Source organism: Rhizobium sp. RAF36 (genome assembly GCF_052114105.1).
Classification (GTDB): Bacteria; Pseudomonadota; Alphaproteobacteria; order Rhizobiales; family Rhizobiaceae; genus Rhizobium.
On record NZ_JBFREC010000006.1, the window covers coordinates 1 to 25,328 of the forward strand.

Genomic DNA, 25,328 nt, shown 5'->3' on the forward strand with positions numbered 1-25,328 from the left:
GCCAACCTTCAAGAAATCCTAGAGCGAAAGACTTCGTCGCCTGCAGCGCCGCCGCCCTCGTTCAGTGACGCGGCTTATACGGCCATCAACGCTGACCAGTCAACAGCACCCAACAAAGTTTTTTGACATTTTTGTAACAGATTGATTTGGCTCGGAGATTCTCGCGGCCTGTTTGATTGGCACCGATCTCACACTGCGCGGCCTCGAGGCTGCAGCGCCAAAGCCCCATTAATGCTTCGAAAAATACCGGGTTTCCGGATCGCCTATATATAGGGATGGCGCGCCCTGAATGCCGGGACGGCTTGCGCAGCCTCCGGCGATCGCTAATTTCGCGGCAGTTTTCTTCTAGAGTCGCACACCGGATGGCGGTGGGCGGATCAATCGACCGCAGGGGTGACGGACATAGTGTCTCTTCCAACATTGCCAGTCTCCGGCGTCCTGCCTGCAATCGGCAGCGCGCTCGGCGAGTATCGCCGTGCCGTGCTTTCGGCGCCGCCGGGCGCTGGCAAGACGACACTGGTGCCGCTCTTCCTGCTGCAGCAGTCCTGGCGCGGCGACGGCAAGATCATATTGCTTGAGCCGCGGCGGCTGGCGGCGCGCGCCGCGGCAGGCCGCATGGCATCGCTGCTCGGCGAACAGGTGGGACAGACCATCGGCTATCGCATGCGTCTCGATAACCGGATCTCGGCAGCCACGCGCATCGAGGTGGTCACCGAAGGCGTCTTTGCCCGGATGATCCTCCACGATCCGGAACTATCCGGCGTTTCGGCCGTGATCTTCGACGAATTCCATGAGCGTTCGCTGGATGCCGATTTCGGACTGGCGCTGGCGATCGACGTCCAGGGCGCGCTGCGCGAAGATCTGCGCATCCTGGTGATGTCGGCGACGCTCGATGTCGAGCGGGTCGCAGCTTTGCTCGGCAACCCGCCTGTTATCGAAAGCATGGGGCGCAGCTTTCCTGTCGAGATCCGCTATCAGGACCGGCCGGGCGGCGAACGCGTCGAGGATGCCGTCACCAAGGCGATCCTCGACTGCCACGCAAGGGAGAGCGGTTCGATCCTCGCTTTCCTTCCCGGACAGGCCGAGATCCTGCGCACTGCGGAGCGGCTGACCGGCCGATTTGGCGACGAGACGCTGATTGCGCCGCTCTATGGCAATCTCAGCCAGAAAGAACAGGATGCCGCGATCCGCCAGGCGCCGCCAGGCAAACGAAAGATCGTGCTCGCCACGTCGATTGCCGAGACATCGATCACCATCGACGGCGTGCGCGTGGTGATAGACAGTGGATTGCAGCGGCTGCCTGCTTTCGAGGCCTCGACCGGAATTACACGGCTCGAGACCGTGCGAGTCTCCCGCGCGTCCGCCGACCAGCGTGCGGGCCGTGCGGGACGCACCGAGCCCGGCATCGCCGTCCGCCTCTGGCACCAGGGCCAGACAGCCGCGCTCCCCGCCTTTACGCTGCCGCAAATCCTGTCGAGCGATCTCTCCGGACTGGTGCTTGATCTTGCGCATTGGGGGGTACAGGACCCTGCTACCCTCGCCTTTGCCGACCAACCGCCGGCAACCACGCTTGCCGAAGCGCGGACATTGCTTGCCGATCTCGGCGCGCTCGGCATCGATGGAGGCCTGACGGAGCGCGGCCGGACGATACGCGAGCTTGCGCTGCCGCCGCGGCTGGCGGCGATGGTGGTTTCGGCGGGCGAGAACGGTGATTCCAGGGAAGCGGCCTTGCTTGCCGTGCTGATGACAGAACAGGGACTCGGCGGAACGAGCCTCGATCTCGAGGACCGGCTGCGGCGGTTCAAGACGGAAAAAGGCGAGCGGGCCGAATCGGCACGCAGGTTGGCCCAGCGGCTGGCTGCCGGTCTCGACAAGACATCATCCCCGGCGCCGCCGACGGCCGGACAGCTGCTGCTGCATGCCTTCCCGGACCGGGTGGCGCTGCAGCGCGGCGCTCGCGGGCGCTATGTGATGGCGAATGGCCGCGGCGCGGAGCTTGCCGAAACCGAACGGCTGGCCGGCAGCCAGATGCTCGTGATTGCCGACCTGACGGGACGGGCTGCGCAGGCACGCATCCTTGCCGCCGCCGAGATCTCACGCGGCGATGTCGAAGCCGAGCTTCCCGGCGCCATCAAGAGCGGCGAGCAGACCTATTTCGATCTGGCGAGCAAGCAGGTACGGGGCCGGCGGGCAACGCGGCTCGGCGCCATCGTCTTCGACGAGACGCCCTTGCCGCGGCCCAGCGGCGAAGCAGTCGGCGGAGCGCTGGCCGACGGCGTGCGCCAGCTCGGACTTGGGCCGCTGCCTTTTTCCAAGGAAGCCGCCCAGCTTCGCGACCGGATCGGCTTCCTGCACCGGACGATCGGTGACCCTTGGCCCGACATGAGCGATGGCGCGCTGCTGGCGCGGCTCGACGACTGGTTCGTGCCGTTCCAGGGCGAGGCCCGCGGGATTGCCGAGATTTCCCCAGGCTCGTTGTCGAACGGCTTGATGGCGCTCGTGCCGCACGTCCTGCAGCGCGATCTGGCGCGGCTGGCGCCGACGCATTTCGAGGCCCCGACCGGACAGCGCCATCCGATCCAGTATGACGGCGAAGAACCGCTGCTGACGATCCGGGTTCAGGAGCTTTTCGGCCTCAGGGATCATCCGGCAATCGGCGGCGGTCGCCTGCCGCTACTTCTCGAATTGACATCGCCGGCGCACCGGCCGATCCAGACGACACGCGACCTGCCGGGATTCTGGGCCGGATCGTGGAAGGACGTGCGCGCCGAGATGCGCGGGCGCTATCCGCGGCATCCCTGGCCCGAACGGCCGGAAGAGGCAGCGCCGACGACACGCGTGAAGCCGCGTGGTACATAAGGACATGACGATGGTGGATGACGCCGACAGCAAGACGCAGGAAGACAGGCACAGCAGCCGCAGGCTCCGGCTGCAGACGATCGTGCGATTGCGCTGGCTTGCCGTCGCCGGTCAGGCAGTGACGGTGTTCATCGTCGCCTTCTGGCTGAAATTTCCCTTGCCGCTGATCGCCAGCTGCTCGCTGATTGCCGCGCTCGCCTGGGTCAACTTCTATCTGACCATTCGTTACCCGGCGACACATCGCCTGGAGCCGCCGGCTGCCTTTGCGCTGCTCGGGCTCGACCTGCTGCAGCTTTCGGCGCTGCTTTTCATCACCGGCGGGCTTGCCAATCCGTTCGCCGCACTGGTCTGCGTCCCCGTCATCATCTCCTTTGCATCGCAGCCGATCCGCTACAGCACGGCGCTGATCGTCTTTGCGATGGTCTGCATCACCATTCTCGCCTTCTCACCGTTCCCCCTCCCCTGGTTCGATGGCGTCGAGATCAACGTCCATAATGTCATGCAGTTCGGCGTCTGGTGCTCGATCGCCTCGACAATGGCCTTTGCGGCCTTCTACGCCTACCGCGTGTCGATGGAGGCAAGCCAGCTTGCCGATGCCCTTGCGGCAACCGAACTGGTGCTGCAGCGGGAGAAGCATCTCTCGCAGCTCGACGGTCTTGCCGCCGCCGCCGCCCATGAACTCGGCACGCCGCTGGCGACGATCAGCGTCGTTGCCAAGGAGATGGAACGCGAGCTGAAGGACGATGACCGGTTTCGCGAGGATGTGCAGCTGCTGCGCAGCCAGAGCGAACGATGCCGCGATATCCTGAAACGGTTGACGAGCCTGTCTGCGGAAGGCGATGCGCATATGCGCCGGCTGCCGCTGTCGTCTATGGTCGAGGAGATCGTCGAGCCCTATCGCGAATCCGGTATAACGCTTGAGCTGATCGAGAAGAGCCCGCGCAAGGGCGAGCCGGTGACCGAGCGCAATGCCGGCATCATGTACGGTCTCGGAAACCTGATCGAGAATGCCGTCGACTATGCTCGCGAGAAAGTGACCATAACCGTCGAACACGACCATCGCCGCGTCCTGATCATCATCGAGGATGACGGCAATGGCTACGCACCCGACATCCTGACCCGGATCGGCGAACCCTATATGACGAAGCGGCAGAAGGAAGATACCGCAGGCGGCCTGGGTCTAGGGCTTTTCATTGCCAAGACGCTGCTTGAACGCTCCGGCGCGGCGCTGGTCTTCGAGAACCGCGATCCCGAAAGCGAGGGCGCCCGGATCCGTGTCGAATGGCCGCGCATGCTGATTGATGCCCATTCGACAAAATGACTTTATCGGCATAAAGACATGAACAGTTGACGTATATCAGGGCGCGTAACCGCCGGGATTGAAGACCATGAACGAACAGACCAGCGAAATCCTTGCAATCTCCGAACACGATATCGGTCCCGATGCGAGCCTGTTGATCGTCGATGACGACGGCCCGTTTCTTCGGCGTCTGGCGCGGGCGATGGAAACGCGGGGCTTTGCGGTCGAGACGGCCGAGTCCGTTGCGGAAGGTGTTGCGAAGTCAAAGGCGCATCCGCCGAAATATGCGGTGGTTGATCTTCGTCTCGGCGATGGAAACGGGCTCGACGTCATCGAAGCGATCCGCCAGCGCCGCGATGATACCCGCATCATCGTATTGACTGGCTACGGTAATATCGCCACGGCGGTGACGGCGGTGAAGCTCGGTGCGGTCGATTATCTTGCCAAGCCTGCCGACGCCGACGACGTGTTTGCCGCACTGACGCAGCGGCCGGGTGAAAAGGCCGAACTGCCGGAGAACCCGATGTCGGCCGACCGGGTGCGCTGGGAACATATCCAGCGCGTCTACGAGATGTGCGAGCGCAATGTTTCGGAAACGGCGCGGCGGCTCAACATGCACAGGCGGACGCTGCAGCGCATTCTCGCCAAGCGCGCGCCGAAGTAGGCGCGCCTAAAAACCGTCCTCAGATATCGTCGATGGCGAGCGGCTTGCCGTTCGCCCATTCGGCCATCATCAGCCTTTGTGCGGCGGCGCGTGAGAAATTCAACATCACCGACTTGCGGGTTGCCGGTGCTAGACGGTGTTCGGGCGCCTCGCGGATCATGTGCGCGCCATAGCCGTCGGAGAGAAACAGGCCGCACTCCTCCGGGAAGATGTCGAGCGGAACATCCTTGTGAGTGGCGAAGAAAAGCCGGTCGCAATGGGCGCGGTATTCCGGCCATTTGCGATCGACCCTGAAGTCCTCGATCGACGTCTTGATCTCGATGATCCAGATTTCGCCCTTCTCGGAAATGGTGATCAGGTCGGCCCGCCTGCCGCTTGCCAGCGGCAGTTCGGGAAGCAGCGCGTGACGCATGTCGTGAAGTAAAATCTGAGTCCCGCGGCGCACAAGCATAGCTCTGTCCGATTGCCGGCCATCTATTAACGGATTGTTATTGTAAACGCTCAAAATCGTCATGGATAACCGCCGGGAGAGGGTACTTGTTGTTGCAAAAAAGCAATGCGCTTTTAATTTGCCGCTGCGGGTAACTTTTGTCGCGATGCAGCATCTTGCAAAGCCGAAGTTAATCGAAAATAAACCATAATCAAAGATGGTTCGGCGACCCCTCCCTGATTGCCCAAAAACTTAAGAGATATCCATGCGCATCCGCAATGCATTCCCTGTATTCGGCCTGATGGCAACACTTGCCCTCGCCGGTTGCTCTACCAGCTCCGAGAGCGCTTCCGTCGAAGATAAGGCCGCTGGCCCGACTGTCCAGACGGCGCAGATTTTCGACGACGCCTATGGCGTCAAGACGGATGCCGGATACTCGCTGCCCGCCATCCCGATCCAGCGCGTGAAGCCGGAATTCCGCCGCCAGATCGTCAGCTACCAGAGCGACGAGCGCCCGGGCACGATCATCGTCAATACCCGCGAGCGGCACCTCTACTATATCCTGCCCGGCGGCAAGGCGATGCGCTACGGCATCGGCGTCGGCAAGGCAGGCTTTGCATGGGCAGGCACCGCCTACGTTGCCTGGAAGCAAGAATGGCCGAACTGGCACCCGCCGAAGGAAATGGCGGTCCGCCGTCCTGAGATCGCCAAGTATGTCGAAAACGGCATGGATCCGGGCCTGACCAATCCGCTCGGTGCCCGCGCCATGTATCTCTTCAACGAGCAGGGCCAGGACACGCTGTTCCGCCTGCACGGCACGCCGGAATGGGCTTCGATCGGCACCGCCGCTTCGTCGGGCTGCATCCGCCTGATGAACCAGGACGTGATCGACCTCTACAGCCGCGTCCGTCCGGGCCGCGCGACCTCGAAGGTCATCGTTATTCAGTAAGCGCTCTGCCTGATACACGACAAGAAAAGGCCGCCGGAATTGCTTCCGGCGGCCTTTCTCTTTTTATGCTTTCAAGTCTCAGGCCGGTTGCGCGGCTTTCAGCTCCAGCCGGCGGCGATGCAGAACCGGCTCGGTGTAGCCGTTCGGCTGCTCCCGGCCCTTGAGCACCAGATCGACGGCGGCCTGGAAGGCAATCGAGCGATCGAAATTGCCGGCCATCGGCTGATAGGCGGCATCGCCGGCATTCTGCTGATCGACGACGGCGGCCATTCGCTTCATCGTGTCGACGATCTGCGCTTCGGTGACGACCTTGTGATACAGCCAGTTTGCCATGTGCTGGGCGGAGATGCGCAGCGTCGCACGGTCCTCCATCAGGCCCACGTTGTTGATATCGGGAACCTTCGAGCAGCCTACACCCTGGTCGACCCAGCGGACGACATAGCCGAGAATGCCCTGGGCGTTATTGTCGAGTTCGCGCTGGATTTCCTCAGGCGTCCAGTTCGGCCGCGGCGCGACGGGCACCGAGAGGATATCCGACAGCTTTGCCCGGGCCCGGTCTTTCAGGCCGCGCTGAACGCCGGCAACATTGATCTTGTGATAATGCGTGGCATGCAGGGTTGCGGCTGTCGGAGACGGCACCCAAGCGGTATTGGCACCCGCTTTCGGATGAGCGATCTTCTGTTCCAGCATCGCCGCCATCAGGTCGGGCATCGCCCACATGCCCTTGCCGATCTGCGCGTGGCCGGAGAGGCCGCATTCGAGACCGATATCGACGTTCCAGTTCTCGTAGGCCGAGATCCAGGCCGCCTGCTTCATGTCTCCCTTGCGGATCATCGGCCCCGCTTCCATCGAGGTGTGGATTTCGTCGCCGGTGCGATCGAGGAAACCGGTGTTGATGAAGACGACGCGCTCCCGCGCGGCACGGATGCATTCCTTGAGATTGACCGTCGTGCGGCGCTCTTCATCCATGATGCCCATCTTGATGGTATTCGTGGGCATGCCGAGCAACTCTTCGACGCGACTGAAGATTTCGACGGCGAAGGCGACTTCCTCGGGGCCGTGCATCTTCGGCTTGACGACATACATCGAACCCTCGCGCGAGTTCTTGCGACGGCCGTTGGGGCCGACGTCATAAAGCGCGATCAGACCCGTCACGACCGCGTCCATGATGCCCTCGGGCACTTCGTTGCCATCGCGGTCGTGGATCGCAGGATTGGTCATCAGGTGGCCGACATTGCGCACCAGCATCAGCGAGCGACGATGCAGCTCGAAAGTGGAGCCATCAGGCGCCGTGATCGCGCTATCCGGATTGAGCTTGCGGATGAAGGACGAACCGCCCTTCGAGACTTCTTCCTGCAGATCGCCCTTCATCAGGCCGAGCCAGTTCCTGTAGACGACGACCTTGTCTTCGGCATCGACGGCAGCGATCGAATCTTCGCAGTCCATGATTGTGGTGATCGCAGATTCCAGCCAGACATCCGAGATGCCGGCCGGATCGATCTTGCCGATGGCCGTCGATGCGTCGATGACGATCTCGATGTGAATGCCGTTGTTCTTGAGCAGGATGTGGGTGGGCGCTTCGGCAGAGCCCCGGTAGCCGGCGAAATGTGCGGCGTCCTTCAGCGGCAACGATTCTCCATCGACGTCGGTGATCGCAAACGTCGAGCCCTCGACCTTCAGGCCGCCGACATCCTTCCAGGAGCCACCTTCGAGCGGTACGGCGCTATCCAGGAAGTCGCGAACCCAGGCGATGACCTTTTCACCGCGCTTCGGATTGTAGGCCCTGCCTTTCTCCGCGCCGTCGGTCTCGGGAATAGCATCTGTGCCGTAAAGCGCATCGTAGAGCGAGCCCCAGCGGGCATTGGCGGCATTCAGCGCGTAACGGGCGTTCATGACCGGAACGACGAGCTGCGGACCAGCGATCGAGGCAATCTCGGCATCGACATTGCTGGTCGAGACGGTGAAATCCGAGCCTTCGGGCAGCAGGTAGCCGATCTGCCGCAGGAACGCTTCGTAGGCTTCCATATCAACGGGCGCGCCGTTCTTGCGGTACCAGCCGTCGATCTCGGCCTGCAGTCTGTCGCGCTTGGCGAGCAGCTCGCGGTTCTTCGGCGCGAGATCATGAACGATCTTCGAGAAGCCGGCGAAGAATGCTTCGGCGTCGACGCCAAGACCAAGCAGCGCTTCCTTGACGAGAAAATCATGAAGGACGGGCTCGATCGACAGGCCGTGCTTTTCAATGGTGCTCATACAATATTCCTCCGGCAGACGGAAAAGGGTGATGGTGCCACTTTGCGCCGCTTTCATTCATAGTCAATTGTTCAATAGTTAGAAAGATTTATGCCTAAGAAGAAACAGTGCGGACGGTGACCCGCATCGGCAGGCCGTTCTGCGGCTGCGTCGTCAGTTTCTGTACCGGCCACGGGTTGGTCTTCTCGGTGACATCGAAGCGAAAGCGCTTCATCAGCACCGCAAGCGCAATCACCGCTTCCTGCAACGCGAAGGTTGCGCCGATACAGACGCGGGGCCCCGCTCCGAACGGCAGAAACTGGAAGCGGCCGATCTTGCCGCGGTTTTCCGGCAGGAAGCGTTCGGGCATATAGGCCCGCGGTTTTTCCCAGTAGAGTTCGTGGCGGTGCAGCGTCCACGGCATGATCAGCACCGTCATGCCGGCATGGATATCGACGTGCTCGCCCTTGGCATCGGTCCAGCTGTCATCAGCGATGGCCGCGCGGTTGATAGAGGGCGCCGGCGGATAAAGACGCAGCGCCTCTTCGAAGGCTGCCCGGGTCACCGGCATCAGATCCAGCCATTCGACCGGCTCTGCACCGCTTGCGAGAATGCGGTCAATTTCCTCCTCCATCGCATCGCGGATATGCGGGCTGTTGGCGATGCAATAGAGCGTCCAGGCAAGTGCGCGGGCCGTGGTTTCATGCCCGGCGCCGATGAAGGTCAGGATATTGTCCTCGATCTCCTCGTTCGTCAGGCCATCGGGCCCCGCCTGCTCGAGCAGCAGCGTCAGGAAATCCTCGGGCGCGGCAGCGCGATCGGCGCGCATCTGCTCAAGGCGCAGATCCATCGTCCGGTGGACGATATTGCGGAACTGATCGAGAATCTTCTGGCCGCCGATCCGCGTGACGCGCGGCACCCAGGACGGCGCCCGCATCAGATCCATCGGATCGACGCGACCCATGCGATGCAGCAGCGCATTGACGTCGCCTGCGAAATTATCCGAGACCGAGGCGATCTCGCCTGAAAACAGCGTATCGGCGAGGATCGCGAAGGTGAGCTCGGTCATATCGGCGGCGATATCGAAATTGCCGTCCGCCTCGTATTTCTCCGCATAGAGCTCGGACTGCTGCAGCATTTGCCCGGCGAAGCCTTTCGCGTGCCGTGGGGTGAAAACCGGGGCAACGGCCTTGCGGGAACGCTTCCAGACAGGACCTTCGGCGGTCAGCAGACCATCGCGCAGGATTGGCCGCAGTACCAGCTGGCGAATATCCGACATCCGGTAATTCGAAGCATTGTCGACCAGCACATGCTTGATGAGGCCGGGATCGTTGACGATGATCGTGCTGTCACGGAAGAAGCGGGTCTTAATCCAAGGCAGCGTGTAGGACGGTTCGCCCCAGAGCTCCAACGGATTGCGCAGGATGGTGCGGATGATCTCCAGCCGTGACGGCGGCACGCTGCGCGGCACCGGTGCGGGTGGGACGAAGGGATCCGGACGCATGTCCATGATATTTCAGCCTTTCGTGGAAGATTTGGGCCTTCCCGGCAAGGCAGAAGATTAGTTCAGTGCCTTCAGCTCGTCCAGCTTGTCGTTGATCAGCCAGCCGTAATAGTTCTCTTCCGGCCAAACTGTCGCACCGCCGTGGTTTTTGGCTGCGATCGCCGAAGCACGCTGGCGGGAGTTGCCGACATTGTAGAGGGTCGCCGTCAGGCCCGGATTGTCCGAGATATCCATGCCGGCGATCCGCTTGTAGTCGTCGATCGAGGTGCGGACGGAGGCGGCAACGAAGGCCAGAGAAATATCCGGCTGCATGATCGCCTTGTAGACGCCACTGGCATCCTTCTCGCTGAGCTTCGGATAGCCCGAGACGCGGGTGACGAGATCGGACAGCATGAGGGCGGTCAGCGGATTGATTTGCCCAAGGCCGAAAGTCTGCCCGGCATAGAAGGGCTGGAAGAAGACGGCGCTGAAGCGGTTGTCCGGAAATTTCTTGCCGCCGACCGTCTTGCCGCGGAAGTCGGTTTCCCAGACGTCCTCGCGGCAGCTCCAGAGCTGATAGGAATCGCTTTTGCCGTTGCATCCGGCAAATTCCGGGCGGCCGATGAAGGTATCGACATCCTCGCCGTCATAGGCAAAACGGAAGCTTTCGCCCGCGTAAGACGCTGCCTTGACGTAATAGGACTGCAGCCGGTCGTAGGCGTCGACATTGTAGGTATGCTCGCCGACCAGCGCGCCGATGATATGGATCGGTTCGATACCATAGGCGGCGGCGGTCTTGCGGATCTTGCCCATCAACTCGTGATCGGTCGACAGAAGCTCATAGATCTTCTCGTACTTGCGATCGAAGGTCGTCTTGGTACCCTTGGTGCGGCGGACCGAAGCGCCAGGGACCGGCGGCTGCTCGACGTTGCGATTGCCGGGCGGCACGGTCTGCATGGCATAGGCCGGCGCCGAGGCGAAGGCCGTTACGGCGATCAGAAGGCATGTCAAAAGGCGTCGCACGATCCGCTATCCCGTCGAGTTTGTCGTCCTGTCTGCGAAGCGCGGTGACTGAACCAGAATCTTGTCCTAATAAAGCCGCGCCCGCAAAAGAAACCGGGCCCTTCACTAAAAAGTAAAAGGCCCGCTGTCGAGGGTTCGATCGTCAAAATCGCCTGCGCGAAACGCAAAGCATTTCGCGCATTGCGAAATTTAAAGGATGAAGCGCGAGAGATCGGTATTGTTGGCGAGATCGCCGACATGTTCCCGGACGTAATCCGCATCGATTGTCACGGCGCTGCCGCCACGATCCGGCGCGTTGAACGAGATTTCGTCCAGCACCCTCTCCATGACCGTCTGCAGGCGGCGGGCGCCGATATTCTCGACCGTCGAGTTCAGGTGAACCGCGACATCGGCAAGTGCGTCGATCGCGTCGTCGGTGAAGTCGAGGCTCAGTTCTTCCGTCTGCATCAGCGCCCGGTACTGGCGGATGAGGCTGGCCTCAGTTTCCGTCAGGATGCGTCGGAAATCTTCCTTGCTGAGCGGCCGGAGCTCGACACGGATCGGCAGGCGGCCCTGCAGTTCCGGCAGAAGATCCGAAGGCTTGGAGACGTGGAAGGCGCCCGACGCGATGAACAGGATATGGTCGGTCTTGACCGGGCCATACTTGGTCGAAACCGTCGTACCCTCGACGAGCGGCAGCAGGTCGCGCTGAACACCCTCGCGGGACACGCCGGCCCCCATGCCGCCGTCACGGGCAGCGATCTTGTCGATTTCGTCGAGGAAGACGATGCCATCGTTCTCGACGGAGCGAACCGCTTCGCGCTGGATGACTTCGTTGTCGATCAGCTTGTCGGATTCATCGCGGATCAGATCGGTATAGGACGCCTTGACGGTCGTGCGGACCTTCTTGGTGCGTCCGCCCATCGCCTTGCCGAACATGTCGGAGAGGTTCAGGACGCCGATATTGGCGCCCGGCATGCCGGGGATCTCGAAACCGCCCATGCCCGAACCGGAATCGGCGACTTCGATATCGATTTCCTTGTCGTCGAGCTCACCGGTGCGGAGCTTCTTACGGAAGCTATCGCGTGTTGCAGGCGAGGCCGTGGCGCCGACCAGAGCATCGAGCACGCGCTCTTCGGCGCTCATATGGGCCTTGGCTTCGACTTCGGCGCGCTTCTTGTCGCGAATGAGCCCGATGCCGATCTCGACGAGGTCGCGGATGATCTGTTCGACATCGCGGCCGACATAGCCGACTTCGGTGAACTTGGTGGCTTCCACCTTGATGAAAGGCGCGCCGGCGAGCTTCGCAAGACGGCGGGAGATTTCCGTCTTGCCGACGCCTGTCGGGCCGATCATCAGGATGTTCTTCGGCATCACTTCATCGCGCAGGCTCTCGTCGAGCTGTTGGCGGCGCCAACGGTTGCGCAGGGCGATCGCCACTGCGCGCTTGGCGTCGTGCTGGCCGATGATGTGACGATCGAGTTCGGATACGATCTCGCGCGGGGAAAAAGTGGTCATTGCAAATCCGTTTCTTCGGGTGCGTCCAGCGCCATGAAATGGGCAGGACCATAGATGGATGTTCTTGTATCGACGTAGCGAAAGCCGGCTTTCTCGTAGGCCCGGATCGCCGCCTGGTTTTCCGGATGAGGATCGATGACGATCCTTGTGGTGCCCGCGGAGAAAAGCTCGCCGGCGATCTGCCGGATGATGGCGCGGCCGTGGCCCTTGCCGATCAGCTGGGGAATGCCGATCGAGATATCGAGACCTAGCGTGCCTTTCGGCTGGTCTTGATAGGGATGGCCGTCTTCAAGATGCGGATCGTAATGCTGGAGATAGGCGATCGGCTGTCCTTCCAGCTCAACGATCATTGGCCGCGTTTCAATGCTTTCCACGGCTTCGACGACATGCTCAGCATTCTGCTGCGGATCCCCGTCCCACCATTTCGCTACATGCGGCTCGGCGAACCACTGGCTCAGCACAGGGATATCCCTGGCCTCGACATCGCGGAAATGATAGCGGGGTCCGTCGTCAGCCATCGGTGTCCAGCGTTTCGACGATGATGTTGTGGTTGGTATAGACGCAGATATCGGCAGCGATATCGAGCGACTTGCGCGCGACCTCTTCGGCCGACTTGTCGGAATCCAGCAAGGCCAGCGATGCGGCGAGCGCAAAATTGCCGCCCGAGCCGATGGCCATCGTGCCGTGTTCAGGCTCCAGAACATCGCCGTTACCGGTAACGGCAAGGGTGACAGTCTTGTCGGCGACCAGCATCATGGCTTCGAGATTGCGGAGATATTTATCGGTGCGCCAATCCTTGGCGAGCTCCACGGCGGCGCGCATCAGCTGGCCCGGATACTGCTCCAGCTTCTTTTCGAGACGCTCGAGCAGCGTGAAGGCATCGGCGGTGGCCCCGGCAAAGCCGGCAATCACTTCGCCGCCCTTGCCGATACGGCGAACCTTGCGGGCATTGCCCTTCATGACGGTCTGGCCGAGGCTCACCTGGCCGTCGCCAGCCATGACCACCTTGCCGCCTTTTCGAACTGTAATAATCGTTGTCATAAAACATCCTTGCCCGGATGCCGGGCGCTTCTGGTCAGGCCGCTCACCGGCCCTGTTGAGACCTATGTAAGTGGGCTTCGGCCGATTGCAAATGGCGCCGTTTTTCTGCCGCCCCGCTTCTGGATATTTTAGGGAACGCCTGATATGGAACCCGCGTCATTCCCGATGGAGCAGCCATATGGCCGAGACAGCAGCAAGCCGCACGGGCGCCGTTTCCCGCAAGACCAACGAAACCTCGGTTTCGGTTTCGGTCAATCTCGACGGCACCGGCAAGTCGAAGATTTCGACGGGCGTCGGCTTCTTCGACCATATGCTCGACCAGCTGTCGCGACATTCGCTCATCGACATGGAGATCGAGACACAGGGCGATCTGCATGTCGACGACCATCACGCTGTCGAAGACACCGGGATCGCGATCGGCCAGGCAATTTCGAAAGCGCTCGGCGACCGGCGCGGCATTACCCGCTACGCCTCGATCGACCTCGCCATGGACGAGACGATGACAAAGGCCGCGGTCGATCTTTCCGGCCGCCCGTTCCTCGTCTGGAACGTTTCGTTCAGCGCGCCGAAGATCGGCACGTTCGATACGGAGCTGGTCCGCGAATTCTTCCAGGCGCTCGCGCAGAACGCCGGCATCACCTTGCATGTGCTCAACCACTATGGTGCCAACAACCACCATATCGCAGAGACCTGCTTCAAGGCCGTTGCCCGCGCGCTGCGTACGGCGACAGAGATCGATCCGAGACAGGCGGGCCGTGTTCCCTCGACGAAGGGCACGCTCGTCTGAGCCCCTTGAGGGAGCTTGACGACATTGACTTCCAGCTATCTGTTTCTCACCGCCCCTGACGGAGCGGATACCGGCCACGAGAAGACGCGCGTCATCCGCGACGGCTTCACGTTTCCTGGTTTCTTCTTTCCATGGCTGTGGCTGCTGGCGCATCGCCTCTGGCTGCATGCGGCCGCCGCCTTTCTCGCACAGGCTATCGGCGGCGTTTTGATGGAGCGGCAGGGTCTGTGGCCGGCGGGCTTTGCGATCACATTGGCGGCAAGCCTGATCGTTGCGCTCGAGGGACAGAATTTCCGAATCCGCAGCCTCGCCGCCAAGGGCTGGAACGAGGATGCCGTCGTTACGGCCGATTCCGTCGAGGCGGCCGAAGAGATCTATTTTTCCGGTATCGAGACCATCGAGCGGGATAGCAGCGTGCCGGCACCGGAATGGGAGCGACATCAACGCTCCACCGGCCGCCACGGCAACGCCACCTCGCTTGGTCTCTTTGGTTTTGATGGAGGACGCTGATGCGCGTCGCAATTATCGACTACGGCTCGGGCAATCTGCGCTCGGCAACGAAAGCCTTTGAACGCGCAGCGCGCGAGGCAGGCATTGACGCCCATATCGACCTGACGGACAACGCGGAAGACGTTGCCGCTGCGGACCGGATCGTGCTTCCCGGCGTCGGCGCCTATGCCGATTGCCGCCGCGGCCTCGATGCGGTGTCTGGCATGGCCGAGGTGCTGATCGAGGCGGTCGAGAAGAAGGCCAAACCCTTTCTCGGCATCTGCGTCGGCATGCAGCTGATGTCATCGCGCGGTCTGGAAAAGACCGTCACCCAGGGCTTCGGCTGGATTCCCGGCGACGTCAAGGAAATGACGCCTGACGATGCCTCCCTGAAGATCCCGCAGATCGGCTGGAACACGCTCGATATCAGGTCTCCGCATCCGCTCTTCGACGGTATCCCCACCGGATCGGACGGGCTGCATGCCTATTTCGTGCATTCCTATCATCTGGCGGTAGAAAACGCGTCTGATGTCATCGCGACCACCGGCTATGGTGGTCCGATGACCGCTTTTGTAGGCCGCGACAACATGGTGGGCGCCCAGTTCCATCCGGAGAAGAGTCAGAAGCTTGGCCTCGCCCTGATCACCAATTTCCTGCGCTGGAAGCCGTAAGGCTCGCGCGAAGCAAGGACAGACATCATGATCCTCTTTCCCGCCATCGACCTGAAGGACGGCCAGTGCGTCCGTCTGAAGCTCGGCGATATGGACCAGGCGACGGTCTACAATCCCGACCCTGCCGCACAGGCCAAGGCTTTCGAAGACCAGGGTTTCGAATGGCTGCATGTCGTCGATCTCAACGGCGCCTTTGCCGGTGAAAGCGTCAACGGCGCGGCTGTCGATGCGATCCTGAAGGCAACGAAGAACCCGGTACAGCTCGGCGGCGGTATCCGCACACTCGACCATATCGAGAGCTGGCTGTCGCGCGGTCTGGCGCGCGTCATTCTCGGCACGGTCGCCGTTCGCGATCCGGCACTGGTCATTGAGGCCTGCAGGGCTTTTCCGGGCCGCGTTGCCGTCGGCATCGACGCCAAGGGCGGAAAGGTCGCCGTCGAGGGATGGGCCGAGGCCTCGGAGCTCGGCATTATCGAGCTGGCGAAGAAATTCGAGGGCGCCGGTGTCGCGGCGATCATCTATACCGACATCGACCGCGACGGCATCCTTGCCGGCATTAACTGGGCCTCGACGTTGGAACTTGCCGAAGCTGTTTCGATTCCCGTGATCGCTTCGGGCGGCCTCGCTTCGATCGCCGATATCGAGCGGATGCTGCAGCCGGATGCCCGCAAGCTCGAAGGCGCGATTTCCGGCCGCGCGCTCTATGATGGCCGTATCGATCCGGCGGAAGCGCTTTCGCTGATCAACGCGGCCCGCGCCAAGGAGATCGCACAATGACGCTGAAAGCCCGTGTCATCCCCTGCCTCGACGTCAAGGACGGCCGTGTCGTCAAGGGCGTCAACTTCACCAATCTGATCGATGCCGGTGACCCCGTCGAGGCCGCGAAAGCCTATGACGCTGCCGGTGCCGACGAACTCTGCTTTCTGGACATTACCGCGTCATCGGACAATCGCGAGACGATATTCGACGTCGTTTCGCGTACCGCCGAACAGTGCTTCATGCCGCTGACGGTCGGCGGCGGTGTTCGCAGCATCGCCGATATCCGCAAGCTGCTGCTCTGCGGCGCCGACAAGGTCTCGATCAATTCGGCCGCCGTCAACAACCCTGATTTCGTGGCGGAAGCTGCCGACAAGTTCGGCGACCAGTGCATTGTCGTCTCGATCGACGCCAAGCGCCGCCGCACGCAAGCCGTCGGCCAGGACAACCTCAGCGCCTGGGAGATCTATACCCATGGCGGCCGCAACGCGACCGGCATCGATGCCGTCGAGTTCGCGCAGAAGATGGTTGCCCGCGGCGCGGGGGAATTGCTCGTGACGTCGATGGATCGCGACGGTACCAAGATCGGCTACGATCTGGAGCTGACGCGGGCGATTGCCGACAGCGTTCGCGTACCCGTCATCGCCTCCGGCGGCGTCGGCAGCCTCGACGATCTGGTGGCGGGTGTGAAGGAAGGCCATGCGACGGCCGTTCTCGCCGCTTCGATCTTCCATTTCGGCACCTATTCCGTCGGCGAGGCGAAGCGCTATATGTCTTCAAACGGCATTGCGATGCGGCTCGACTGAGTGAAAGCGATAGAATGAGCGGATTTTCCCTTTCCGATCTGGAAAAGATCGTCGACGAGCGGTCGAAGGCCTCACCGGACGAATCCTGGACGGCCAAGCTTGTCTTGGCCGGTCAGCCGAAAGCAGCCAAGAAGCTGGGTGAAGAGGCAATCGAAGCCGTGATGGCGGCGGTGACCGATGACAGGGCCAACCTCACCTACGAGTCAGCCGATGTCCTCTATCACCTATTGGTCGTATTGAAGATTGCAGGCATTCCGTTGCAGGATGTCATGGCCGAACTTGAGCGGCGGACCGCTCAGTCCGGCCTCAAGGAAAAGGCCAGCCGGCAGAGTTCATGAGTAGCGTGTCGCAAATCATCGGAGCGCCCGAGGCGCTCGATCACTTCCAGGCGAATTCTTATTCGCCCTATCACTTCTTTTCCTCCGAGGAATGGTCGAAGTTCCGCGCCGATACGCCGCTGACACTGACCAGCGAGGAAGTCACGCGGCTGCGCTCGATGGGCGATCCGATCGACCTCGACGAAGTCAGGCGCATTTACCTCTCGCTGTCGCGCCTGCTGTCCTCGCATGTCGAGTCGTCGCAGTTGCTCTTCGAACAGCGCAACCGCTTCCTCAATCTTGAGGGCGTGGCCAAGACACCCTTCGTCATCGGCATTGCCGGATCGGTTGCCGTAGGCAAATCGACGACCGCGCGCGTCCTGAAAGAGCTGCTACGCCGCTGGCCGTCGAGCCCGAAGGTCGACCTGATCACCACCGACGGCTTCCTGCATCCGAATGCCGTGCTGGAACGCGAAAACCTGATGCAGCGCAAGGGCTTTCCGGAAAGCTACGACACCGGAGCGATCCTGCGTTTTCTTTCGGCGATCAAGGCGGGACAGGCGGACGTCAAGGCGCCCATCTACTCGCACCTCGTCTATGACGTCATCCCGAACGAATACAAGATCATCGACCGTCCCGATATCCTGATCTTCGAAGGCATCAACGTGCTGCAATCGCGCGACCTGCCGGCTGACGGCAAGATCGTGCCGATGGTTTCCGACTTCTTCGACTTCTCGATCTATATCGATGCCGAGGAAAAGCAGATCCATAACTGGTACGTGCATCGTTTCATGCGCCTGCGCGAAACCGCCTTCCGCGACCCGAATTCCTACTTCCACCGCTACGCCTCGATCAGCGAAAAGGAAGCGCTCGGCATCGCCGAGGGGCTCTGGGCCAACATCAACCTGAAAAACCTACGCCAGAACATCCTGCCGACCCGCCCCCGCGCCGATCTGATCCTGCGCAAGGGACCAAACCACCTGATCGAACAGGTGGCTCTCAGGAAGCTTTAGCCGGATTCACGGCGTCACACGCCTTAACGTCAGATTGATCCGGCCGCCGCTTTTCAGCAGCGTCGAGGTGGCGGGATAGATGCGATCGACACCGTGGAAGCAGAGGCGGCCATCGCCGCCGAGGACGATTACGTCGCCGCTTGCGAGCTTCAGCGATTGGGTACTGTCGGTTCGCGTGGTTCCGCCGATGCGAAAGAGGCAGGTGTTGCCAAGCGAGACGGAAACGACCGGCGCGTGGAGATCCTGCTCGTCCTTGTCCTGATGCAGGCCCATCTTGGCGTCGTCGGCGTAGAAATTGATGAGGCAGGCCTGCGGCGGCAGGTGATAGCCGGAAACGTCGTTCCAGAGATCCATGAGTGCGTCCGGGATCGGCGGCCAGGCCTCTCCGGTCAGCGGATGGACTGGCTGGTAGCGATAGCCGCGCTCCTTGTCCGTCACCCATCCAAGGTCGCCACAATTGCTCATACGTACCGACATAGGCTTGCCAGTGCCGGGCATGACCGGCACAAAAAGCGGCGCGGCAGAGACGATTTTCCGGATAGTCTCTACCATCGCCTCCTGACGCGGGCGATCGAGATAGCCTGGAAAATGCCGGATGCCGCTGGAGATTTCGAGCATATCAGTCTCCTGCTGGCCGGCCGCGCATCTTCTTGACCTCGGAGCGGCCTGACTTTTCCTTCAGGCGTCGCTCGACGGAGCCTTTGGTCGGCCGCGTCTTCTTTCGCGGCGGCGGTGGCGGTTTGGCGGCTTCGAGAACCAGTTCCTTGAGGCGCTCGCGGGCATCCTCGCGATTGCGGTCCTGGCTGCGAAAGCGGCTTGCCTCAATCATCAAGACGCCGTCCTTCGACATGCGTCTTCCGGCAAGCTTGATGGCATTTGCCTTGACGCGGTCCGGCAGGGACGGCGAGTTCTCCAGGCTGAAGAACAGCTGGACTGCAGTGGACACCTTGTTGACGTTCTGCCCGCCGGGGCCACCCGACAGAACGAACTGTTCCGTCAGCTCCCATCCCGCGATGGTAATCCGGTCGTTGATATAGAGCGCGTCGCTGGCCATTCTCGACCTATCTCACATCATCCGGACTTTTGGAACACGCAAAGAAAAACCCGGCGGTCGCCCGCCGGGTTTCACGTGAATCATCAGCCGTTTAGATCACTCGGCAGCGATCTTCAGGCCCGGTGCCGCGTCACGCACGCCACCGTCGACATGTTCCTCGAATTTGGCGAAGTTGGCGATGAACATGCCGACGAGCTTTTCGGCCTGGCGGTCATAGGCTGCAGCATCGGCCCAAGTCGAGCGCGGATCGAGGATACCGTTGTCGACACCATCGACCGACACCGGAACGGCAAAGCCGAAGTTCGCATCGGCGCGGAAGTCGGCCTTGGCGAGTTCGCCCGAGAGAGCCGCAGCCAGCAAAGCGCGTGTCGCCTTGATGGGCATGCGCTTGCCGGTGCCATAGGCGCCACCGGTCCAGCCGGTGTTGACGAGCCAGCATTCGACGCCGTGACGGCCGATCAGCTCCTTCAGCAGATTGCCGTATTCAGCCGGATGACGCGGCATGAAGGGAGCGCCGAAGCAGGTCGAGAAGGTTGCTTCCGGCTCGGTCACTCCCTTTTCGGTACCCGCCACCTTTGCGGTGTAGCCGGACAGGAAGTGATACATGGCCTGTTCAGGCGTCAGGCGGGCAATCGGCGGCATGACGCCGAAGGCATCTGCGGTCAGCATGATGATCGTTTTCGGATGCCCGGCAAGGCCCGTCTTCGAAGCGTTCGGGATAAAGTCCAGCGGATAGGCGCAACGGGTATTCTCCGTCAGCGAGCCATCGTCGAAATCCGGCTCGCGCTGTTCGTTCAACACGACGTTCTCGAGAACCGTGCCGAAGCGCTGCGTCGTCGCATAGATTTCCGGCTCGGCTTCTGCCGAGAGACGGATGGTCTTGGCATAGCACCCGCCTTCGAAGTTGAAGATGCCGTTTTCGCCCCAGCCGTGTTCGTCGTCGCCGATCAGCGTGCGGGCCGGATCGGCCGACAGCGTCGTCTTGCCGGTTCCCGAAAGGCCGAAGAAGACAGCGCTATCGCCATCCGGACCGGCATTGGCCGAGCAGTGCATCGGCATGACGCCCTTGGCCGGAAGCAGGTAGTTGAGGACGGTGAAGACCGATTTCTTCATTTCGCCGGCGTAGGACGTGCCGCCGATCAGCACGAGACCCTTGGTCAGGTCGCAGGCAATGACCGTTTCGCTACGGCAGCCATGGCGGTCCGGATCAGCCTTGAAGCTCGGCAGATCGATGATCGTCAGCTTCGGCACGAAGGTCTTCAACGCTTCGAACTCCGGGCGGATCAGCAGGTTGCGGATGAACAGCGAGTGCCAGGCAAACTCGGTGACGACACGCGACGGCAGAGCATGACCGGCATCGGCACCGCCGATTAGGTCCTGCACGAAAAGCTCCCTGCCCTTCGCGTGAGCCAACATGTCGGCATGCAGCACGGCGAAGTGCTCCGGCGACATCGGCTTGTTGTTATCCCACCAGATCTGCGCTTCGGTATCGGCATCGCGGACGACAAACTTGTCGCGCGGCGAGCGGCCGGTGTGCTGGCCGGTCAATGCGCGCAGTGCGCCCTGGGCGGTGAGTTCGGCTTCTCCACGGCGAATCGACTCCTCATAGAGGAAGGCGGCGGTAAAGTTATAGCGAACGCTTGCAACGCCCTCCAAACCGATCGTCGCCAGCGCTACAGCCGGGTTATGAACTCCGAACGTTTCCATCGCTCTTCCCTTTGCTCAGGCATACAGCCGTTAAAACTGACGCGAACCTAAGGTGGGGAATTTTAAAAAGCAAGAGAGTGTAATTCGAAAAGTGTAATGATATCATATATTTAATCGATTTAAATAAGAATCGTTATTTTTAAATCGTTTGAACTGGATGGTTTGGTTCAGTATGTCGCACCACCTTTGATTGCGGGCGGAATATTCGAACAATCCGCCCCTTTATCTTTGCCACAATTTGTTCCACCTTTATCCTCCATAAGCGCATCCGGCTGGAGAGGCCGCCTGGGGACATCAAAAATTCCGGGAGATGCGCATAAATGACGGAGACGAACACCATGCCGACAATCGCGCTCGTTGACGACGACCGCAACATCCTGACGTCAGTGTCGATCGCACTGGAAGCCGAGGGATATAAGGTCGAGACATATACGGACGGCGCTTCGGCGCTCGATGGTCTCATCGCCCGTCCGCCGCAGCTCGCCATCTTCGACATCAAGATGCCGCGTATGGACGGGATGGAGCTTCTGCGCCGCCTGCGCCAGAAGTCCGACATGCCGGTCATCTTCCTGACGTCCAAGGATGAGGAGATCGATGAGCTCTTCGGCCTCAAGATGGGTGCCGACGATTTCATCACCAAGCCGTTCTCGCAGCGCCTGCTGGTCGAGCGCGTTCGCGCCGTGCTGCGCCGCGCCTCGAGCCGGGAAGCAGCCGCGGCCGCAGGCACAAGCGGTACCGCGCCGAAGCCAGGTGCAGCGCAGCCCGCCCGCTCGCTGGAGCGCGGACAGCTGGTCATGGACCAGGAGCGCCACACCTGCACCTGGAAAGCCGAACCGGTGACGCTGACCGTCACCGAATTCCTGATCCTGCATTCGCTTGCGCAGCGCCCGGGCGTCGTCAAGAGCCGCGATGCGCTGATGGATGCTGCCTATGACGAGCAGGTCTATGTCGACGACCGCACCATCGACAGCCACATCAAGCGGCTGCGCAAGAAATTCAAGATGGTCGACAACGATTTTGATATGATTGAAACGCTTTACGGAGTGGGTTACCGCTTCCGCGAAGCAGCCTGACGCGTTACCGCGGGGCACATGAGTATTGTTGAGGGCTCGCTGGCCGCATATCCGGCCGCGCCCTCCGAAAGGGCCTGCCGTTGGCACAGTTGGTGCAGGAAAGGGATCTGGACGATGCGGATGGCGTAACCGGCCGCCGCGTCCGGGGAAGGCGCTGGTCGCATCCCTTCACCATCATCCGCCGGATCTTCGGCAATGCCGTCTTTTCCAGCCTGACGCGCCGCATCCTGTTCTTCAATCTGGCGGCGCTGCTCGTCCTCGTCGGCGGCATTCTCTACCTCAACCAGTTCCGCGAGGGGCTGATCGACGCGCGTGTCGAAAGCCTGCTCACGCAGGGTGAAATCATTGCCGGTGCGGTCTCCGCTTCGGCATCCGTCGATACCAATTCGATTACCATCGATCCGCAAAAGCTGCTGGAGCTGCAGGCGGGCCAGAGTATCACCCCGGTTCCGAATGACGAGGATTTGGAATTTCCGATCGATCCGGAAAAGGTGGCGCCTGTTCTTCGCCGGCTGATCTCGCCGACCCGCACCCGCGCCCGCATCTTCGACGCCGATGCCAATCTGCTGCTCGATTCGCGCCATCTCTATTCCCGCGGCCAGGTGCTCCGTTTCGATCTTCCGCCAGTCGAGGAAGAGAAGCAGACATGGGGCGAATGGTTCACCACCCTGTTCAACAAGGCGCTGCAGCCCGGCAATCTGCCGGTTTACAAGGAAGCGCCGGGTGGCGATGGCTCGATCTATCCTGAAGTGATGAATGCGCTGACCGGCGTTCGCGGCGCAGTGGTGCGCACCACCGAGAAGGGCGAGCTGATCGTCTCGGTCGCCGTGCCGGTGCAGCGTTTCCGGGCGGTTCTCGGCGTGCTTCTGCTTTCGACCCAGGCCGGCGATATCGACAACATCGTCCACGCGGAACGTCTGGCGATCATGCGTGTTTTCGGTGTTGCGACGCTCGTCAACGTGCTGCTGTCGCTCGTTCTGTCGTCAACGATCGCCAACCCGCTTCGCCGCCTGTCGGCCGCAGCGATCCGCGTCCGGCGCGGCGCCAAGGAGCGCGAGGAGATCCCCGACTTCTCCGCCCGCCAAGACGAAATCGGCAATCTTTCGATCGCGCTTCGCGAAATGACGACGGCACTCTACGACCGCATCGATGCGATCGAGAGCTTTGCTGCCGATGTCAGCCACGAGTTGAAAAACCCGCTGACCTCTCTTCGAAGCGCGGTCGAGACGCTGCCGCTGGCGAAATCCGACGATTCCAAGAAGCGGCTGATGGATGTCATCCAGCATGACGTTCGCCGCCTTGATCGCCTAATTAGCGATATTTCCGACGCCTCGCGTCTCGACGCAGAACTGGCGCGCGTCGATGCCCGCTCTGTCGATCTGGAAAAATTCCTGACCGATCTCGTCGACGTCTCCCGCCAGATCCGCAGCAAGAACAAGGATGTGCATATCGAGCTGGTGATCGAGCGGAAGCCGGGGGTAAAGACCCGCTTCGTCGTCAACGGCCACGACCTGCGCATCGGCCAGATCGTCACCAACCTGATCGAGAATGCCCGTTCCTTCGTGCCGCAGGAAGGCGGGCGGATTATCGTGCGGCTGGTGCGGACCCGTTCCCGTTGCCTCGTCTATATCGAAGACAACGGTCCGGGCATCCAGGCCGAGAACATCGATCGCATTTTCGAGCGCTTCTATACCGACCGGCCTGAGTCGGAAGGCTTCGGGCAGAATTCCGGTCTCGGCCTTTCGATCAGCCGCCAGATTGCCGAAGCCCATGGCGGCTCGCTGCGCGCCGAAAACATTATCGATGCGGAAAGTGCCGAGATTCTTGGCGCCCGCTTCATCCTGGCCCTGCCCGCGGCTGCCAATAGCTGATGAGCGCGCCGGTCAACGTTCACGCGACGGCGATCAAGATCAACGGCATCGGACTGCTGTTTTCGGGTCCCTCCGGCTGGGGCAAATCGATGCTCGCCTTCACCTGTCTGACCGAGGCGAAGCGGATCGGCCTCGACGCCGTGCTCGTTGCCGACGATCAGGTGTTTCTCGATAAACGAGACGGGCAGATCATCGCCCGGCGGCCGGATTCGATCGCCGGGCTGATCGAACTTCGAGGCACCGGCATCGTGGCGCTGGACAGCATTGCCGAGGCCGCCATGCATTTCGCCATCCTGCCCGGCAGCGCCTCCGGCGAAAATCGCCTGCCGCCCGAAAACGAGCAGATGGAGGTCGCCAGCGGCTTTCTGCTGCCGGTCATCCGGCTGCTTGGCGATACCCCGCTGCCGCTCGCGGTTCTGATGGCGAAAGCCCCGGAAATCGGTCGATAATGCCTCATAATCCGGCAGAATTGCCTGCGATCTCCGCATTTTTGTCTTGCACTTCGGCTTTTGATCGCCAAGATGTGCCCCCACCGGTGGACGCGATTGTTGCATTGCGATATTGGGGCCGCCGTTGATATGCCATTGGGAGCAGTTAAATCATGATCGGACTTGTGCTTGTCACTCATGGCAAGCTGGCTGAAGAGTTTCGTCATGCTGTCGAGCATGTCGTCGGTCCTCAGAAATTCATCGAGACGGTCTGCATCGGCCCCGAAGACGATATGGATCAGCGGCGGCAGGATATTCTTCAAGCTGTCGCCGGCGCCGATGACGGTCATGGTGTGGTGATCCTGACCGATATGTTCGGCGGTACGCCTTCCAACCTTGCCATCTCGGTGATGAGCAGCGGCCATACCGAAGTGATTGCCGGTATGAACCTGCCGATGCTGATCAAGCTCGCTGGCGTCAGAGGCGAGAACAACATGGAAAAGGCCCTGGCCGAAGCTTCGGAAGCTGGCCGGAAATACATCAACGTCGCGAGCCGCGTTCTCAGCGGAAAATAACGGGCCTTCATGACCACGACGCAGCTCTCCCGGGAACTCCTCATCATCAACAAGCGCGGTCTTCATGCACGCGCCTCGGCGAAATTCGTCCAGATGGTCGACACGTTCGACGCTGCGATCACCGTTTCCAAGGACGGCATGACCGTCGGCGGCACGTCGATCATGGGCCTGATGATGCTTGCTGCAAGCCCCGGCTCGACCGTCCTGGTCACCGCCAGCGGCAATCAGGCGATCGAAGCCCTCGACGCCCTGGATCAGTTGATCCAGAACAAGTTCGGCGAAGAGATCTGATCTGCGCCGTCATAT

The 25,328-nt window shown here is 61.3% G+C and carries 26 protein-coding genes; 16 read left to right on the forward strand and 10 right to left on the reverse strand.

Translation table 11 applies throughout. The annotated features are described in order from the left end of the window. The first annotated feature begins 393 nt into the window (after nt 1-393). From hrpB to AB4Z25_RS20285, 3 genes are all read left to right on the forward strand, one after another. Complete coding sequence (gene hrpB / locus AB4Z25_RS20275; protein WP_112540278.1) at nt 394-2,859, forward strand: ATP-dependent helicase HrpB; 2,466 nt, start codon at nt 394-396, stop codon at nt 2,857-2,859. Nucleotides 2,860-2,869: 10 nt separating this feature from the next. After that, entirely contained in the window at nt 2,870-4,180 is a 1,311-nt protein-coding gene (locus tag AB4Z25_RS20280) for an ActS/PrrB/RegB family redox-sensitive histidine kinase (protein ID WP_112540498.1), read from the forward strand. Nucleotides 4,181-4,247: 67 nt separating this feature from the next. Then, nucleotides 4,248-4,823 (forward strand): ActR/PrrA/RegA family redox response regulator transcription factor, encoded by a 576-nt coding sequence (locus AB4Z25_RS20285; protein WP_112386052.1) that lies wholly within the window; start codon nt 4,248-4,250, stop codon nt 4,821-4,823. A 19-nt stretch (nt 4,824-4,842) separates the two neighbouring features. On the opposite strand, the gene AB4Z25_RS20290 is transcribed toward AB4Z25_RS20285, so the two are convergent. Continuing rightward, complete coding sequence (locus tag AB4Z25_RS20290) at nt 4,843-5,337, reverse strand: MmcB family DNA repair protein (protein WP_112386051.1); 495 nt, start codon at nt 5,335-5,337, stop codon at nt 4,843-4,845. Between the two features lie 181 nt (nt 5,338-5,518). Between AB4Z25_RS20290 and AB4Z25_RS20295 the strand changes: the two genes are divergently transcribed. Next, entirely contained in the window at nt 5,519-6,202 is a 684-nt protein-coding gene (locus AB4Z25_RS20295) for a L,D-transpeptidase (protein ID WP_112386050.1), read from the forward strand. Between the two features lie 78 nt (nt 6,203-6,280). On the opposite strand, the gene AB4Z25_RS20300 is transcribed toward AB4Z25_RS20295, so the two are convergent. The 6 genes from AB4Z25_RS20300 to hslV form a co-directional block, all read right to left on the reverse strand. Continuing rightward, the gene (locus AB4Z25_RS20300) at nt 6,281-8,452 is read right to left on the reverse strand and encodes a malate synthase G (RefSeq protein WP_442208869.1); all 2,172 of its coding nucleotides are present in this window, start codon (nt 8,450-8,452) and stop codon (nt 6,281-6,283) included. A 94-nt stretch (nt 8,453-8,546) separates the two neighbouring features. Further along, a complete protein-coding gene (locus AB4Z25_RS20305) occupies nt 8,547-9,941 on the reverse strand; it encodes a cytochrome P450 (RefSeq protein WP_112540282.1) in 1,395 nt (464 codons plus the stop codon). 51 nt (nt 9,942-9,992) lie between these two features. Beyond that, nucleotides 9,993-10,937, reverse strand: a complete 945-nt coding sequence (locus AB4Z25_RS20310; RefSeq protein WP_112386047.1) for a DUF1402 family protein — start codon at nt 10,935-10,937, stop codon at nt 9,993-9,995. Nucleotides 10,938-11,126: 189 nt separating this feature from the next. Next, nucleotides 11,127-12,434, reverse strand: a complete 1,308-nt coding sequence (gene hslU / locus AB4Z25_RS20315; protein ID WP_112540283.1) for an ATP-dependent protease ATPase subunit HslU — start codon at nt 12,432-12,434, stop codon at nt 11,127-11,129. Next, nucleotides 12,431-12,952 (reverse strand): GNAT family N-acetyltransferase, encoded by a 522-nt coding sequence (locus AB4Z25_RS20320; protein WP_442208871.1) that lies wholly within the window; start codon nt 12,950-12,952, stop codon nt 12,431-12,433. The genes hslU and AB4Z25_RS20320 overlap by 4 nt, the downstream gene beginning before the upstream one ends. Beyond that, nucleotides 12,945-13,475 carry an ATP-dependent protease subunit HslV gene (hslV, locus tag AB4Z25_RS20325; protein WP_112540285.1) on the reverse strand — a complete coding sequence of 177 codons (531 nt, stop codon included), beginning with the start codon at nt 13,473-13,475 and terminating at the stop codon, nt 12,945-12,947. The genes AB4Z25_RS20320 and hslV overlap by 8 nt, the downstream gene beginning before the upstream one ends. A gap of 178 nt (nt 13,476-13,653) precedes the next feature. Between hslV and hisB the strand changes: the two genes are divergently transcribed. Genes hisB through coaA form a run of 7 tightly spaced genes read left to right on the forward strand, consistent with a single transcriptional unit; the run spans nt 13,654 to nt 18,314 of the window. Continuing rightward, nucleotides 13,654-14,262 (forward strand): imidazoleglycerol-phosphate dehydratase HisB, encoded by a 609-nt coding sequence (gene hisB, locus AB4Z25_RS20330; RefSeq protein WP_112540288.1) that lies wholly within the window; start codon nt 13,654-13,656, stop codon nt 14,260-14,262. Between the two features lie 24 nt (nt 14,263-14,286). Continuing rightward, a complete protein-coding gene (locus AB4Z25_RS20335; protein ID WP_112540290.1) occupies nt 14,287-14,772 on the forward strand; it encodes a DUF2628 domain-containing protein in 486 nt (161 codons plus the stop codon). Next, nucleotides 14,772-15,422 carry an imidazole glycerol phosphate synthase subunit HisH gene (gene hisH, locus AB4Z25_RS20340; protein ID WP_112540292.1) on the forward strand — a complete coding sequence of 217 codons (651 nt, stop codon included), beginning with the start codon at nt 14,772-14,774 and terminating at the stop codon, nt 15,420-15,422. Before AB4Z25_RS20335 ends, hisH begins: the two co-directional genes overlap by 1 nt. Nucleotides 15,423-15,449: 27 nt before the next feature. Further along, the gene (gene hisA / locus AB4Z25_RS20345; RefSeq protein ID WP_112540294.1) at nt 15,450-16,199 is read left to right on the forward strand and encodes a 1-(5-phosphoribosyl)-5-[(5-phosphoribosylamino)methylideneamino]imidazole-4-carboxamide isomerase; all 750 of its coding nucleotides are present in this window, start codon (nt 15,450-15,452) and stop codon (nt 16,197-16,199) included. Next, the gene (gene hisF, locus AB4Z25_RS20350) at nt 16,196-16,984 is read left to right on the forward strand and encodes an imidazole glycerol phosphate synthase subunit HisF (RefSeq protein WP_112540296.1); all 789 of its coding nucleotides are present in this window, start codon (nt 16,196-16,198) and stop codon (nt 16,982-16,984) included. The genes hisA and hisF overlap by 4 nt, the downstream gene beginning before the upstream one ends. A 14-nt stretch (nt 16,985-16,998) precedes the next feature. Next, nucleotides 16,999-17,322: a phosphoribosyl-ATP diphosphatase gene (locus tag AB4Z25_RS20355; RefSeq protein WP_112517929.1), complete on the forward strand. Its 324-nt coding sequence runs from the start codon at nt 16,999-17,001 to the stop codon at nt 17,320-17,322. Continuing rightward, nucleotides 17,319-18,314, forward strand: a complete 996-nt coding sequence (coaA, locus tag AB4Z25_RS20360) for a type I pantothenate kinase (RefSeq protein ID WP_112540298.1) — start codon at nt 17,319-17,321, stop codon at nt 18,312-18,314. Before AB4Z25_RS20355 ends, coaA begins: the two co-directional genes overlap by 4 nt. A gap of 6 nt (nt 18,315-18,320) precedes the next feature. Here coaA and AB4Z25_RS20365 read toward each other — a convergent pair whose 3' ends face one another. The 3 genes from AB4Z25_RS20365 to AB4Z25_RS20375 all read right to left on the reverse strand — a co-directional run bounded on the left by AB4Z25_RS20365 (nt 18,321) and on the right by AB4Z25_RS20375 (nt 21,075). After that, nucleotides 18,321-18,932 (reverse strand): alpha-ketoglutarate-dependent dioxygenase AlkB, encoded by a 612-nt coding sequence (locus tag AB4Z25_RS20365; RefSeq protein WP_112540300.1) that lies wholly within the window; start codon nt 18,930-18,932, stop codon nt 18,321-18,323. 1 nt (nt 18,933) lies between these two features. Continuing rightward, nucleotides 18,934-19,368, reverse strand: a complete 435-nt coding sequence (gene arfB, locus AB4Z25_RS20370) for an alternative ribosome rescue aminoacyl-tRNA hydrolase ArfB (RefSeq protein WP_112540301.1) — start codon at nt 19,366-19,368, stop codon at nt 18,934-18,936. Nucleotides 19,369-19,464: 96 nt separating this feature from the next. Next, nucleotides 19,465-21,075: a phosphoenolpyruvate carboxykinase gene (locus tag AB4Z25_RS20375; protein WP_112540303.1), complete on the reverse strand. Its 1,611-nt coding sequence runs from the start codon at nt 21,073-21,075 to the stop codon at nt 19,465-19,467. Between the two features lie 338 nt (nt 21,076-21,413). Here AB4Z25_RS20375 and AB4Z25_RS20380 point away from each other — a divergent pair, with 338 nt between their 5' ends. The 5 genes from AB4Z25_RS20380 to AB4Z25_RS20400 all read left to right on the forward strand — a co-directional run bounded on the left by AB4Z25_RS20380 (nt 21,414) and on the right by AB4Z25_RS20400 (nt 25,313). Continuing rightward, nucleotides 21,414-22,148 (forward strand): response regulator transcription factor, encoded by a 735-nt coding sequence (locus tag AB4Z25_RS20380; protein ID WP_310296724.1) that lies wholly within the window; start codon nt 21,414-21,416, stop codon nt 22,146-22,148. 107 nt (nt 22,149-22,255) lie between these two features. Then, nucleotides 22,256-24,019, forward strand: coding sequence for a sensor histidine kinase (locus AB4Z25_RS20385; protein WP_310296721.1), 1,764 nt, complete (start codon nt 22,256-22,258; stop codon nt 24,017-24,019). Next, nucleotides 24,019-24,468, forward strand: a complete 450-nt coding sequence (locus AB4Z25_RS20390; RefSeq protein WP_112540305.1) for a serine/threonine protein kinase — start codon at nt 24,019-24,021, stop codon at nt 24,466-24,468. Before AB4Z25_RS20385 ends, AB4Z25_RS20390 begins: the two co-directional genes overlap by 1 nt. A gap of 152 nt (nt 24,469-24,620) precedes the next feature. Further along, nucleotides 24,621-25,022 (forward strand): PTS sugar transporter subunit IIA, encoded by a 402-nt coding sequence (locus tag AB4Z25_RS20395; protein ID WP_025584219.1) that lies wholly within the window; start codon nt 24,621-24,623, stop codon nt 25,020-25,022. Nucleotides 25,023-25,031: 9 nt separating this feature from the next. Beyond that, the gene (locus tag AB4Z25_RS20400) at nt 25,032-25,313 is read left to right on the forward strand and encodes an HPr family phosphocarrier protein (protein ID WP_112386030.1); all 282 of its coding nucleotides are present in this window, start codon (nt 25,032-25,034) and stop codon (nt 25,311-25,313) included. Nucleotides 25,314-25,328: the final 15 nt, after the last annotated feature.

Bases quoted from the DNA above. Each gene is read 5' to 3' on its own strand.
- hisH (WP_112540292.1), top strand. From the start codon at position 14,772: ATGCGCGTCGCAATTATCGACTACGGCTCGGGCAATCTGCGCTCGGCA.
- AB4Z25_RS20380 (WP_310296724.1), top strand. From the start codon at position 21,414: ATGCCGACAATCGCGCTCGTTGACGACGACCGCAACATCCTGACGTCA.
- hisF (WP_112540296.1), top strand. From the start codon at position 16,196: ATGACGCTGAAAGCCCGTGTCATCCCCTGCCTCGACGTCAAGGACGGC.
- AB4Z25_RS20365 (WP_112540300.1), bottom strand. From the start codon at position 18,932: ATGCTCGAAATCTCCAGCGGCATCCGGCATTTTCCAGGCTATCTCGAT.
- AB4Z25_RS20300 (WP_442208869.1), bottom strand. From the start codon at position 8,452: ATGAGCACCATTGAAAAGCACGGCCTGTCGATCGAGCCCGTCCTTCAT.
- AB4Z25_RS20295 (WP_112386050.1), top strand. From the start codon at position 5,519: ATGCGCATCCGCAATGCATTCCCTGTATTCGGCCTGATGGCAACACTT.
- AB4Z25_RS20280 (WP_112540498.1), top strand. From the start codon at position 2,870: ATGGTGGATGACGCCGACAGCAAGACGCAGGAAGACAGGCACAGCAGC.
- AB4Z25_RS20305 (WP_112540282.1), bottom strand. From the start codon at position 9,941: ATGGACATGCGTCCGGATCCCTTCGTCCCACCCGCACCGGTGCCGCGC.
- AB4Z25_RS20285 (WP_112386052.1), top strand. From the start codon at position 4,248: ATGAACGAACAGACCAGCGAAATCCTTGCAATCTCCGAACACGATATC.
- AB4Z25_RS20375 (WP_112540303.1), bottom strand. From the start codon at position 21,075: ATGGAAACGTTCGGAGTTCATAACCCGGCTGTAGCGCTGGCGACGATC.
- hisA (WP_112540294.1), top strand. From the start codon at position 15,450: ATGATCCTCTTTCCCGCCATCGACCTGAAGGACGGCCAGTGCGTCCGT.
- AB4Z25_RS20320 (WP_442208871.1), bottom strand. From the start codon at position 12,952: ATGGCTGACGACGGACCCCGCTATCATTTCCGCGATGTCGAGGCCAGG.
- AB4Z25_RS20390 (WP_112540305.1), top strand. From the start codon at position 24,019: ATGAGCGCGCCGGTCAACGTTCACGCGACGGCGATCAAGATCAACGGC.
- AB4Z25_RS20355 (WP_112517929.1), top strand. From the start codon at position 16,999: ATGAGCGGATTTTCCCTTTCCGATCTGGAAAAGATCGTCGACGAGCGG.
- hslU (WP_112540283.1), bottom strand. From the start codon at position 12,434: ATGACCACTTTTTCCCCGCGCGAGATCGTATCCGAACTCGATCGTCAC.
- arfB (WP_112540301.1), bottom strand. From the start codon at position 19,368: ATGGCCAGCGACGCGCTCTATATCAACGACCGGATTACCATCGCGGGA.
- hslV (WP_112540285.1), bottom strand. From the start codon at position 13,475: ATGACAACGATTATTACAGTTCGAAAAGGCGGCAAGGTGGTCATGGCT.
- AB4Z25_RS20400 (WP_112386030.1), top strand. From the start codon at position 25,032: ATGACCACGACGCAGCTCTCCCGGGAACTCCTCATCATCAACAAGCGC.
- AB4Z25_RS20395 (WP_025584219.1), top strand. From the start codon at position 24,621: ATGATCGGACTTGTGCTTGTCACTCATGGCAAGCTGGCTGAAGAGTTT.
- coaA (WP_112540298.1), top strand. From the start codon at position 17,319: ATGAGTAGCGTGTCGCAAATCATCGGAGCGCCCGAGGCGCTCGATCAC.
- hisB (WP_112540288.1), top strand. From the start codon at position 13,654: ATGGCCGAGACAGCAGCAAGCCGCACGGGCGCCGTTTCCCGCAAGACC.
- AB4Z25_RS20290 (WP_112386051.1), bottom strand. From the start codon at position 5,337: ATGACGATTTTGAGCGTTTACAATAACAATCCGTTAATAGATGGCCGG.